This window comes from Cytobacillus kochii (genome assembly GCF_044790165.1).
Classification (GTDB): domain Bacteria; phylum Bacillota; class Bacilli; order Bacillales; family Cytobacillaceae; genus Cytobacillus; species Cytobacillus kochii.
The window spans coordinates 3,533,408-3,545,607 of sequence record NZ_CP085254.1; the positions used below are offsets into that span (position 1 = coordinate 3,533,408).

Below are 12,200 nucleotides of genomic sequence, written 5' to 3' on the forward strand. Positions count from 1 at the left end.
AGATTTGTCCGGCTTTTTTATTATTACACTCCTAAATTAAAAACCGATCCCCCGTTAACCAAGTTTACCAAGCTTTCACACCTCGTGTGTATCCAATTTGATTCCCTAATTTCCTATTTTAGTTTTCATTTGTGTCTTTCCTGCTAAATGACTTGCACGTTCGCATTGCTCGGCTTTCATCCCCATTCTCGCTTCTGAGTAATATGCAAACCACACATTTAATATGTACCTTGTGCTTCAAATGTGCCCTAAAGAAATCCTCCAATATTTCTTTCGCGTGTTCCCCGCTCATATGCGTTATGTTTAGAACACCAAAAAAAAAGGCCACTCGATTTATCGAATGGCCATTCTCTTATACTTCTGCACTCACTTGTTTTGAATGCCTATTGTCTTCCTCTTCTTCTAACTTACGTACTGCTTCCTCACTTGTATCTACTCGTTTTATAAATAATACGAGTATAAGTGCAACAATATTAATGGCAAGTGATACATAGAAGGCATATTGTATACCTGCTAGTAACGCTTGTTGAGTAACTGCAGCAGTTGTTGCTTCTGTCATTGTTGTAGGGTCTACACCTGTCATTAAGCTTTCTGCTTCAGATTGTGTGACACTATTCATAATCGTTACTAATATAGCTGTACCGATTGAACCCGAAACTTGTTGAGCTGTGTTATTTATTGCTGTTCCATGTGGATTTAAGCGATTTGGAATTTGGTTCATACCATTTGTCATAATTGGCATCATTACCATTGACATACCAAACATTCTCAACGCATAGATAATCACAATATGACTATAGGATGTATCGATTTGTAAATTAGCTAACATATAAGTTGAAATAGCTGTCACTATTAAACCAACAGCAGCTAACATACGCGGTCCAAATTTATCAAATAACTTACCAGTGATTGGTGACATAATTCCCATCACAATTGCTCCTGGAAGCATTAACAGACCAGAATCGAGCGGCGATATTCCACGAACACTCTGGACATATGCTGGAGTTAAGATCATACCTGAAAACATTGCGACCGCATTAACAATTGCAATCACTGATCCCAGTGCAAACATCGGATATTTATATACACGTAAATCTAATAGTGGTTTTTCCATTGTCATTTGACGAATAATAAAGAGAATAAGTGAAATGCCACCAACAATTAAAGTCGTTAGTACCCATGTATCTGTCCAACCATCAGCACTTGCAGAACTAAATCCATAAAGCAAGCCGCCGAAACCTAGACAAGATAGCACGACTGAAAAATAATCAAGTTGCACATTTTTATTTTGAGGCATAACGTTCTCTAATTTCCAAATAGATAGTAATAAGCTGATGATTGCTAATGGCAAAATCATCTCAAAAAGAACACGCCAATCGTGATATTGAACAATATACCCAGACAAAGTCGGACCAATGGCTGGTGCAGTAATCATAACTAACCCAAACACACCCATTGCCGTACCGCGTTTTTCACGAGGAAAACTAACAAGCATGACGTTCATTAATAAAGGCCCCATAACGGATGCACCTGCAGCCTGAACCATGCGACCTGCTAATAACATACCAAAGTTTGGTGCAAATGCAGCCATCGCTGTACCAATTGTAAATACAGACATACAGAAAATATATAAGCTACGATTTTTAAAACGTGTTAGTAAGAATGCTGAAGCAGGAACAAGCACGCCACTAACTAGCATATACCCAGTTGCCAGCCACTGAACTGTAGAATAATTTTCTACATTTAAATCGACCATAATACTAGGCAATGCCACATTTAATAATGAATTATTTAAGAAAGACACAAACGCACCGACAAATAATATCGCAAGCATTAAATACGGAGGTTTTTGAGGTTGTAAACTTGAATCCATACTTTCTCATCCTTTTTATTTTTTTATTTCGAGTACTGAACCATTTTAAACCCAAAGTATAAATTGGTCAACATATTTATACTAAAAGTTCAATTGCATTGTATTTCTCTTCTTAAGAATCTATAATGAAAGCCATAAGGGTGGGGAATACACGATGAATAACAAGAAGAAGAAAGTGGCAGATGCAGCATTGAAACTGTTTCAAGAAAAGGGGATTCAACAAACATCTGTACAAGATATTATTGATTCAGCAAATATTTCCAAAGGGACATTCTACAATTATTTCGCCACAAAAAATGATTGTATCGCTGAGATATTAGAGGATTTGCGCTATGAAGCAAGTCAAAGAAGAATTGCACTACAAGTGGGGAAAGATACAAAAGATAGAGACGTCTTTATTGATCAAATCTCCCTTTTATACACACTGCAAGAAGCCAGTAATCTTCATCGATTGTTTGAAGCGATATTGCATTCAAATGAAAAGGATTTAAAAAAACTCGTTTTACAACATAGAGTGTACGATATGGAATGGTTAACTTTTAGAGTTATTGAGGTATTTGGAGAAGACACTAGAGATTACGCGTTTGAAGGAGTTGTCTTATTTACTGGAATGCTCCAACACCTTCTATTTGTGAAAAGAATTACGAACAATGTTTATGATTTAAAACAACTTATTGATGTGACACTATCTTATTTAGAGATGATTTTACAAACGATGAAATCTAGTGGCGTTTCTCTTCTCAATTATTCAGCTATTAATCAGCTAAGAACTCATATAAATAAACGGATTATCAAAATTGAAGAAATTTTTGAGTTTGCTCAGCAATTGCAAGAACAGCACCAATTTGATGAAGATCAACAAGATTTATTTGATGCGATATTAACAGAATTAAAAGCAGATCGAATTCGTAAACCTGTTCTGTTACCTTTACTCAAACCTTTCCAAACCTCACTAGACAAGACAGAGATCGAACTACAAGCTCATACGTTTACAAATTTGATTTGGTACTATTTACAAACAAAATAAAAACAGCTTGGACAGTTTTGCTTTTATCTAAAATAACCACGAGCCAAATGAATTTGGTTCGTGGTTATTCATTTCCTATTAGCTATTTGCTTTTGCTAACTTTGGCCAGAAGACAATTGGTACTAAAATGAATGAAATCAATCCACCAACTATACTTAAAGTAGCATAACTAGAATGAGCAACAACCATGCCCGAAAGCAACCCACCGGTCGCACCAGATAGGGCAATAAACACATCGACTTTTCCCTGAATGTGAGCTCTGTTTTCATTGGTTGTTCCATCAACAATTAATGTCGTTCCACTGATTAAACCGAAGTTCCAGCCTAACCCTAATAAAGCTAAAGCTAAGATTAATCCAAATAAAGAATCCTCAGGCACACTAGCAGCGGTAATTCCAGATAACAATAATGTAACACCTGCAGCAATAGCAATAAAATATCTACCTAATCGATCAACTAGAACACCTGTAAATAGAGATGGTAAATACATCGCACCAATATGAACGCCAATTACCACTCCGATTGCTTGTAGTGTATGACCATGATGAAGCATATGAACAGGGGTCATCGTCATAATCGCTACCATAATTAACTGTGTTAAAATCATAACTGTTGCCCCAACAACGATATGATATTTATTTACATTTTTGGTAGCAATAACGGAATTACTCATTTGTTTTTCTTCTTCAGCTACCCATTGCTTCGCTAAGATAAATGGATCTGGGCGTAATAAAATAAACAATACAATCCCAGCAGCTATGTATGCAAGGGCAGATAATAAAAACGGGCCAGCTAAAGGAGGAATGGTTAATCGGCCTGCCACCTCCCCCATAATATTAACTAGATTGGGCCCTAATACTGCTCCAAATGTGGTCATAACCATTGTTAAACTAATTGCTTTTCCTCTTTGATTCTCATTAGCCAAATCACTGCCGGCATATCTCGCTTGTAAATTGGTTGCCGTACCTGCTCCATAAAGGAATAAGAAAAAGAATAATAGAAAAATATTCTGTAATATAGCTGCCAAAACAACCCCTAATGCTCCTAGTCCACCAACAATAAAACCTATAGTAAGCCCAATTCTTCTGCCATAATATTGAGAAGTTTTCCCTACTATAAAAGCAGTAACTGCTGATCCAATCGTGAATAAAGCTGTTGGCAAGCCTGCATATGAAGGCGTTCCTAATATATCCTCTGCTAATAACGCTCCTACCGTAATGCCTGCAGCCAAACCTGCTCCACCAAACAACTGAGAAATACTTACAACCGTTAAAGTTCTTTTATATAATCTCTCTCTTTCACTCTCACTATAACTCGATTGAATCGGTTCTCCCATTTCTTCCCCTCACTTTGTTAAATTTTATATTTCTTGATTTTGAAGTTTTCTTCGTATTGTATCCTTAATAAACTGACGGCAGCTTTCAGATAAAAGTGACTTATTCGGATGAATCATATCACCATATATGTTATTCCCTAGAATTCTCACTTCTCCTGCAAATGGTTTATCGGATCGTGCATCGTACCCTTGTAGGACAATATAAATAGATTGTCCCCTCCTCGCAAAATCAATGATAGATACTTGATGTTCACTCAATTTTACTCCATCCCCTCTGGTTACAACCGTTATTGACTAGTTTACTCTATTTCTGGCACATGTGAGCAATGATTTGATTATCATTCAACTAGTATAAGCTTTCATAACACCTTAAGGTATTCAACTATTTATTAATCATCAGGCATAATAAGTAATACAAGAGAGGGGTTGATTTTATAAAGGAGTTTTTAAAATAGACCTATTACCGGCGTTTGGATGGCACTAATCGTCTATACTGTATCTAACAGATAAGAGAAGATAATGATGATTTGATTAATGAAATTGAGAGTACAACTATTTCAAAAACAATACATCATAATCATTGAAGAAATTCTCTATAAAACAACTACGTATGATAGAAAGGATGATACATGTAGTTAAATTTACTATTGAACGCAAAAAACAGAGACACCATTAGATGACGTCTCTGCTTTCCTACTTAGTCATTATACTTGCGACCGATTCCAAAATCTGTGAGCGGACAAAGCATCAATTATTTGTTTCGCAAAATCATTACCTGATTGTTCTTCTAGTAAAATGCCTTCTTCACTAGGATAATCTAAATCTTTAATCCAATAGATGGCATCACCAGTAGCAGCGATTGGTTTGAAGTGTTGGTATGCTTCATCTATAAACAGCAATGCATCATGCTTAAAGGTTGCATCAACTTCATCACTACCAATAAGATACACACCATCAAATACCACTGAACTGTCACTAGCAAATGTATGTTTTGCTTGTAACTCTACTCCTCCACTCCCTCTAATTGTGCCAAGACGGTCACTTACAATACATGGGTTCACACCAGCTTCTTGCAAATCATTGATGATTGACTTTGCTTTTTCACCTTCAAATCCATCCGTAACAATGATTGCTAGTTTACGTGTAGCTGCTGAAAAGATTGTGTTTTGTTGACTTAGTGCAGGTGATGATTTCGCTGTAGTTGTCTCATTATTATTTTCAACTGCATCAACACCCACTTTTTCAGCAATGCGATTAGCAAGATCACTATTTACGTGACTAAACATTTCGACTACACGCTCTTTTACAGCATGGCTTTCCACTTTACTCAATTCGAATTGAAAAGCACTAATCGTATGTTCTTTTTCTATATCGCTCAAGCTATTCCAGTACAGTGTAGCTTGACTAAAGTGATCTTCAAAACTATCACTTCGTTCTCTAATTTTCCTACCTTCTACTTTTTCTTGATAGTGAGCATAACCACCTTCAGATTCTTCAACCGTATTCGGCGAACCATTTGCTAAGGTATTATTATGATAAGCAGCTTGTCCTGTATTAATCGTTTGGCGACCATAACCATCTCTTTGATTATTGTGGAAAGGGCAAACAGGTCTATTAATAGGTAGCTCATGGAAATTTGGACCACCTAAACGAATGAGTTGGGTATCTGTATAGGAAAACAATCTTGCTTGTAATAATGGATCATTCGTAAAATCAATACCAGGTACTACATTCCCAACCTGGAAGGCTACTTGTTCTGTTTCAGCAAACACATTGTCTACATTGCGATTCAGTGTCATTTTACCAATTTTACGAACCGGAATTTCTTCTTCTGGCCAAATCTTCGTTGGATCCAGAATATCAAAATCAAACGAAAATTCATCCTTCTCTTCTAAAATTTGCACACCAAGTTCGTATTCAGCATAGTCGCCTGCTTCGATAGACTCCCATAAATCACGGCGATTGAAATCAGGGTCTTTTCCTCCTAACTTTTGTGCCTCGTCCCAAACAAGAGAATGTGTGCCTAATACTGGTTTCCAGTGAAACTTAACAAAGTGACCTTCGCCTTTATCATTAACCAATCTAAATGTATGAACACCGAATCCTTCCATTGTACGATAACTTCGCGGAATACCACGGTCACTCATCACCCACATCACCATATGGGCAGATTCCTGATTTTGCGAAACCCAATCCCAAAAAGTATCATGTGCAGAAGCAGCTTGTGGCATTTCATTATGCGGTTCAGGTTTCACTGCGTGAATTAAATCAGGAAATTTAATACCATCTTGGATGAAAAACACAGGAATATTATTACCTACTAAATCATAATTTCCTTCTTCTGTATAAAATTTCGTTGCAAATCCCCTCGCATCTCTCGGCGTATCAAGTGAACCACGCGAACCAACAACTGTTGAAAATCTGACAAAAACAGGCGTTGTCGTATGAGGATTAGTTAAAAATTTCGCTTTCGTGAAAGCCTTCATTGAATCATCATAAACTTGAAACTCACCGTGAGCGCCAAACCCCCTTGCATGAACAACACGTTCAGGAATTCTTTCATGGTCAAAATGTGTTAACTTCTCACGTAAATGGAAATCCTCTAGTAATGTTGGACCTCTTGTACCAGCTTTTAAAGAATGATCATCTTCTGAAAGTTTTACTCCACCGTTTGTTGTTAAGTCTTTATCCTTATTGTCATTACTTCTAAAATTTTCAAGTTGTTTGTCTTTATCATTTTTAGACATAGTGATTCTCTCCTTTTATTATGTAATTATTTTTAAGGAATAGTTGTTTCTATTTACCCTCCCTATTCTTTCTAAAACAAAAATAATCATTTTTTTTAAATAATAATTATAAAAAAGAGGGAATCAACACATTGATCATTTTAATGCCAACGCCTATATACAGGTTTCTTTTATGACATACTAGCGTTTTATCATTAAAAAAAAGCACCCTATGATGGATGCTTTTCTTCGTGCATTTGTAATGATCTTTGAAGATGAATCATGTCATTTTTCAAGTTAGATAAACCTTGCATTTTAGGAAAAGACAAATTTGCTGGAGCGTGCTCTCTGTACGCTGCATTAGCTAAAGATTCATAAGAATACAAGAGTTGCGCTAAAGCCTCATCAGATAATTTCACCTGCTGCTCTTTTTCTTCTGCTGTTTTTTCAAGAAAATAGGTGATTTGCTCTAACCAAAAAACAACTGGCCAATAATAGGTTAATGCGCTGCGATCGATTGGGATTTCACCAGCTGCTGTATTATATACAGTCTTTAAGCCTTGAATATTTGTTTTCAATTTAGATAGTTCTCTTTCTGATACATGACCATCTTTTGTATGGTTTGAAAACATTGTAAACATGAGCTGAGCTTGACTACGAATTGTTTTTGAAATGAGGTGGGGTAGCCTACTAGAGGCTGAGCTCCTCCCAATAATTAAAACACCTAATAAACCAATGATGCTACCTATAAAAACATCAATTATTCTTGCTTGTGCGAAATAAGTAAAAGCAAAATCACCTGGGGTTACTGTTTCTGCCATCATCAACGCATTAGGTGTAAAAAAGATTGCTGCTAATCCATAGTTTTTCACAATAAATAATTCTGTAATAAAGGTAAGTAAAAAGATTAATATGGCTATGACAAGTCCTGTAGGGTGAAAACTAAGTATAAAGCTAGCGATTAAGATCCCCACTATTGTTCCAATTCCACGTTGAATTGCACGATGATAAGTGGCAACGACTGTTGCTCCAGACATGACAGCTACACAAGAAAGAGGAACCCAAAATGAACGTTCAAAATGAAATTGGTAAGCGATAATTCCTGCAATGATCGTCATAATTCCAATTCTCATAGCAGACAGTAATACAATCGAGTTCTTATCAAATGAATGAAGTAAAGCTTTTCTAACAGTGGGTTTAGAAATTTCTATTTCTTCTTTCACATGAGAAGATATATCTTCTGTATCCCAATCGAGGCGTTTAATAATTGCATATAATTGTTTATACTTGGCGTGCCAGCCTCTTACTTCATCTTCTTCGATTTCAATTATATCCAATCTGCTTTTATCAACTGAATTCGATAAAACTTGAAGCTGTTCTATTAATTTTTGTGGTGGCGCTGTTTTCTCGTTTAAAAAGTTTTTAATCACCTCTAGAAAAATGCGATTCAAATGATCATTTAACACATATAAACGATCATATCTCTTCTGCCTTCTAAGAGGTAAGTAGCCAGCAATTAAGATATCCTCGACTTCATTTAAGGAGGACATCACTTTATACCTCTGTTCATCAAACTGCTCTGTACCAATACTTTTTATCAAAATGATTAATTCATTATAAGCCCTCTTAACAACATCTGTTTCAGGTCCAAAAGGATTCACAAACCATCCTGCCATCGCAATCACCCATGAAAGTGCACCACCTAAAAACACAAACCCAGCACGCTGAAACGCTAGCTCAGGCTCTGTAGGCATTCCAGAAGTCATCGCGAACACTAATACAAAAAAGATCGCACTTGGCCCAGTAAACCGTAACGCTCCAAAGACAAACGTGGCCATTGCAGCAATTATACCCATAATGATTGCAACAGCAAGTGGAAACGGTGCAGCAATTGTCCCTAAGAAGGAGGATAAAGTAATACCTATGACAACGAAAAATAGTTTTTTTGCTCTTTGGGCATAAGGGATATTAAATACATAAAGATAGGTAAACCCCCCCATACCTGTTAATAAACCATACTCTAGCTCTCCAAACAGGATACCAATAATAACCGGAAGACCTGCAGCTAATCCAGCTAGAAAAGCCTTTACCCATGGAAAAGGTTTTTTGTTCACCTTTAGAGCTTGTTGAAGAAGTGAAAAATTTCCTTTTTCTGTATATCCACTCATTTATATAACCTCACTTACAACCTTAAAATTAAAACAATAAAGAGCATCTATTCACACTAGATGCCCATGTTCTATATAGAACGTAAATAAATTCCTATAAAAGGTAATTTTCTCACCTATTTATTAGTATATCATATTGCCAAAATACTTATGTGGCAACCCTCATGGTACATTTTCACTTTACTATTTGTATGAATATTTCGTATAATTTTATTGATTGTAGCAAGAGTAAGGAGTGTGGTTGCTGTTGAAAGTATACCAAGCGTTGTTAGCTGATGTAGATGATATTCTTACTTTGCAGAAAGGGATCGTTGAAGAAAATCGTTTTTTCATTACTACAAACGAAGAATTTTTAGCAAATATAGCTGAAGAAAGAAAGAAATTAGCTGCAATCATCACACATAGCAAAAAACACGCGGTTGTCTTTGTCGCTAAGTCTGATCAAAGAGTCGTTGGATGTATAATATTTCGCTCATCATCCATATCCCGACTAGCTCATCATGGTAGTTTTAGTATATATGTTGACTCAAGCTATCGTAAAAAGGGCATTGGCATGCAATTATTGCAAACACTGATTAAATGGGCTGAGGGACATCCTGTCATTGAAAAATTATGCTTAGGAGTGTTTTCTACTAATTACCCCGCTATCCATCTTTATAAAAAAATGGGCTTTGTGGAAGAAGGACGAAAAATAAAAGATATTAAGCTTAGTCATGATGTATATGTTGACGATGTTTTAATGTACAAGATGGTTTAAAAAATATTACGAGGTGATTCCGTTGATCAGACGTCATACTGTTCTTATGAATCAATTACACACGTATCGTGAGGAAGTGCTATCAATCCTCAAGGATGTATCTGCAGAACAAGCAGAAATCATTCCTTTCGGTTTCCGCAATAACATCAGATGGCATATGGGGCATATTTACCTTGATCAGTACTTATGGATACAATCGTTAACAAGGGAGGTCATCATAGACTTATCAGCCTATCATTCGTTCTTTGGTTTCGGTACAACCCCAACTGATTTCAATGAATGCACACCTTCTTATGAAGATCTAATCAGATTACTTCGTGACCAACCGACAGTTATTGAACATCATTATGGTGATTTCTTAAATCGCGAATATCAGCCTATTGATATGGGTATGTGCACCATTGAGGATGTCCTCATCAGAACCATCTTTCACGAGGGAATCCACATGCAAACAATCAATATGATTAACCGTTTAATTAAGGAAGGTTCCTATGATCAATATTCGAAAAATTAAGCAGAAAGATAACTTACAGATTGCAGCAATTATAAAAGAAGCATTAGAGTCAGCCAATTTAGCTATTTCAGGAACGGCTTATTACGATCCTCAATTAGATTCGCTCCATCAATACTATGAAGAAACCCCAGGCTCAGCCTATTGGATTGTTGAAATGGAAAAAGAAATCATTGGAGGTATCGGCATTGCTCCTTTTGACTTAGACGAAGGAATATGTGAATTACAAAAACTATATGTTTCACCTAAAGCTAAAGGACTGGGCTTATCCAAAAAGTTAATGGATACTGCACTCACATTCGCAAAACAACATTATCAGTATTGTTATTTAGAAACACACAATACACTAACAATTGCGGATCGCCTATATCAATCATATGGGTTTGAATTACTTCATGAGCCACTAAAAGGATCAGAACATTCCGCTATGGATCGTTGGTACATAAAACCACTGTAAATGAAAAAACGAACAAATTGTTCGTTTTTTCTATTTCACCAAACTAACCATCTTTTTCATTCTTAAACCCATCTCTTATAAAGTAATAAATACTATGTGTAATCTTTATATCGTGAAGAATGATAAGCAAAACAAGTGTGACTGGACCAATAAATAAGCCAAATGCTCCGAATAATTGGAGACCAACAAAAAGAGAGATTAACACAGCAACCGGATTTAAATCCATGCTGCTCGATAAAACTTTGGGCTCTAACAATTGTCTTACGACTAATGTCACGCCATAAACAATGGCAATGCCAACCCCAAGTCTGACATCTCCTGTAATGAGTAGATAAACACTCCAAGGAATGAGGATTGTCCCTGTGCCTAAATAAGGTAGAAGTTCTGCGATACCTATAATAACCGCTAGTGTAAATATATTTTCTACTCGCAAAATAGCAAGACCAATGAAGACAATAATTCCTGTTGCGATCATTAGAATAAACTGCGCTCGTATAAAACCAAACAGTCGGTTTCTTATGGCAAAGTTAAACTCTTTTGCCTTCACTCTCATACGAAAAGGGAGAATTCTCCTAAAAAAACTTCTATATTGTCCCCAATCTTTTCCCATAAAGTAAATGCTTAATAAGAAAAAAATAAAGGCAACAAAAAAAGTAGGCAAGCTGAGTAGCAACTGAGATAACCAATCAACAACTCCTTGACCAATATCTCCTAAAATAGAACCAACCTGTGAACCAAGTTCCATTATTCCTTGCTTCATTGCCTGATTATTACCCGAACCAATTGAGTTAAATAACCCTGACGCATCTTGCCAAAAAGGTAAAATAACCGTATTAAAAAAGTGTTGCACATTAATAGAAGCGCCCTCTATCCAGTTAGGGATTTGCAAGAAAAAGGTTTTAAAATTGGCGATTAGTAAGAACAGTAGGCCAGTAATCATACCGCATATAACAAGAACACCGCCTAACAAGCCAACGAAGCTTGCCCATCCTGAAGAAAAGCGTAATTTACTTTGTAATAACCGAACAAGGGGCTGTAAAAACCAGGCAAATAAGGCAGCCAACCAGAAAGGATAGGTAAGGGTGAATGTTTTTATGACGAACCAGCCGACCAACACCAAAGTGAGTATAAGCACGCCAGCTCGTACAATCATCCAAGCATGACTTCTTTTCATAAAACATCCTCTTTTCATCAATTCTTCTGTTTATTTCATGTCATAATTATATACTAGTCCTCTGAAAGAACAAAAAGTCTACACTCGAAAATCATGAAAAATTTGGTACGATTTTTTGAAAAGTGCTGGATATTTAGAGATATTAAAGTTGGTAATTTTACAATAATGTCCT

10 protein-coding genes are annotated in these 12,200 nt (G+C 36.2%); 4 read left to right on the forward strand and 6 right to left on the reverse strand.

All coding sequences use genetic code 11. The features are described from left to right. Nucleotides 1-352: 352 nt before the first annotated feature. Entirely contained in the window at nt 353-1,873 is a 1,521-nt protein-coding gene (locus tag LG276_RS17960) for an MDR family MFS transporter (protein ID WP_251162532.1), read from the reverse strand. Between the two features lie 154 nt (nt 1,874-2,027). Here LG276_RS17960 and LG276_RS17965 point away from each other — a divergent pair, with 154 nt between their 5' ends. Further along, entirely contained in the window at nt 2,028-2,900 is an 873-nt protein-coding gene (locus LG276_RS17965; RefSeq protein WP_095372205.1) for a TetR/AcrR family transcriptional regulator, read from the forward strand. Nucleotides 2,901-2,978: 78 nt separating this feature from the next. On the opposite strand, the gene LG276_RS17970 is transcribed toward LG276_RS17965, so the two are convergent. From LG276_RS17970 to LG276_RS17985, 4 genes are all read right to left on the reverse strand, one after another. Beyond that, the gene (locus LG276_RS17970; RefSeq protein WP_251162531.1) at nt 2,979-4,235 is read right to left on the reverse strand and encodes an MFS transporter; all 1,257 of its coding nucleotides are present in this window, start codon (nt 4,233-4,235) and stop codon (nt 2,979-2,981) included. A gap of 24 nt (nt 4,236-4,259) precedes the next feature. Further along, entirely contained in the window at nt 4,260-4,493 is a 234-nt protein-coding gene (locus LG276_RS17975) for a hypothetical protein (RefSeq protein WP_224938799.1), read from the reverse strand. A gap of 446 nt (nt 4,494-4,939) precedes the next feature. Then, nucleotides 4,940-6,982 carry a catalase gene (locus LG276_RS17980; protein ID WP_224938800.1) on the reverse strand — a complete coding sequence of 681 codons (2,043 nt, stop codon included), beginning with the start codon at nt 6,980-6,982 and terminating at the stop codon, nt 4,940-4,942. A 209-nt stretch (nt 6,983-7,191) separates the two neighbouring features. Beyond that, the gene (locus LG276_RS17985) at nt 7,192-9,129 is read right to left on the reverse strand and encodes an FUSC family protein (RefSeq protein ID WP_251162530.1); all 1,938 of its coding nucleotides are present in this window, start codon (nt 9,127-9,129) and stop codon (nt 7,192-7,194) included. Between the two features lie 247 nt (nt 9,130-9,376). On the opposite strand from LG276_RS17985, the gene LG276_RS17990 reads away from it, so the two are divergent. From LG276_RS17990 to LG276_RS18000, 3 genes are read left to right on the forward strand one after another with little or no spacing between them, the layout of a single operon-like run. After that, nucleotides 9,377-9,886 carry a GNAT family N-acetyltransferase gene (locus tag LG276_RS17990; RefSeq protein ID WP_251162529.1) on the forward strand — a complete coding sequence of 170 codons (510 nt, stop codon included), beginning with the start codon at nt 9,377-9,379 and terminating at the stop codon, nt 9,884-9,886. 22 nt (nt 9,887-9,908) lie between these two features. After that, nucleotides 9,909-10,400 (forward strand): DinB family protein, encoded by a 492-nt coding sequence (locus LG276_RS17995; RefSeq protein WP_251162528.1) that lies wholly within the window; start codon nt 9,909-9,911, stop codon nt 10,398-10,400. Beyond that, nucleotides 10,381-10,854, forward strand: a complete 474-nt coding sequence (locus LG276_RS18000) for a GNAT family N-acetyltransferase (protein WP_251162675.1) — start codon at nt 10,381-10,383, stop codon at nt 10,852-10,854. Before LG276_RS17995 ends, LG276_RS18000 begins: the two co-directional genes overlap by 20 nt. A 43-nt stretch (nt 10,855-10,897) precedes the next feature. Here LG276_RS18000 and ytvI read toward each other — a convergent pair whose 3' ends face one another. Beyond that, entirely contained in the window at nt 10,898-12,028 is a 1,131-nt protein-coding gene (ytvI, locus tag LG276_RS18005; RefSeq protein ID WP_224938804.1) for a sporulation integral membrane protein YtvI, read from the reverse strand. Between the last annotated feature and the right edge of the window lie 172 nt (nt 12,029-12,200).

What these genes read in the sequence shown, in the direction of transcription:
- LG276_RS17985 (WP_251162530.1), bottom strand. Translation starts at nt 9,129, where the DNA reads ATGAGTGGATATACAGAAAAAGGAAATTTTTCACTTCTTCAACAAGCT.
- LG276_RS17960 (WP_251162532.1), bottom strand. Translation starts at nt 1,873, where the DNA reads ATGGATTCAAGTTTACAACCTCAAAAACCTCCGTATTTAATGCTTGCG.
- LG276_RS17980 (WP_224938800.1), bottom strand. Translation starts at nt 6,982, where the DNA reads ATGTCTAAAAATGATAAAGACAAACAACTTGAAAATTTTAGAAGTAAT.
- LG276_RS17965 (WP_095372205.1), top strand. Translation starts at nt 2,028, where the DNA reads ATGAATAACAAGAAGAAGAAAGTGGCAGATGCAGCATTGAAACTGTTT.
- ytvI (WP_224938804.1), bottom strand. Translation starts at nt 12,028, where the DNA reads ATGAAAAGAAGTCATGCTTGGATGATTGTACGAGCTGGCGTGCTTATA.
- LG276_RS17970 (WP_251162531.1), bottom strand. Translation starts at nt 4,235, where the DNA reads ATGGGAGAACCGATTCAATCGAGTTATAGTGAGAGTGAAAGAGAGAGA.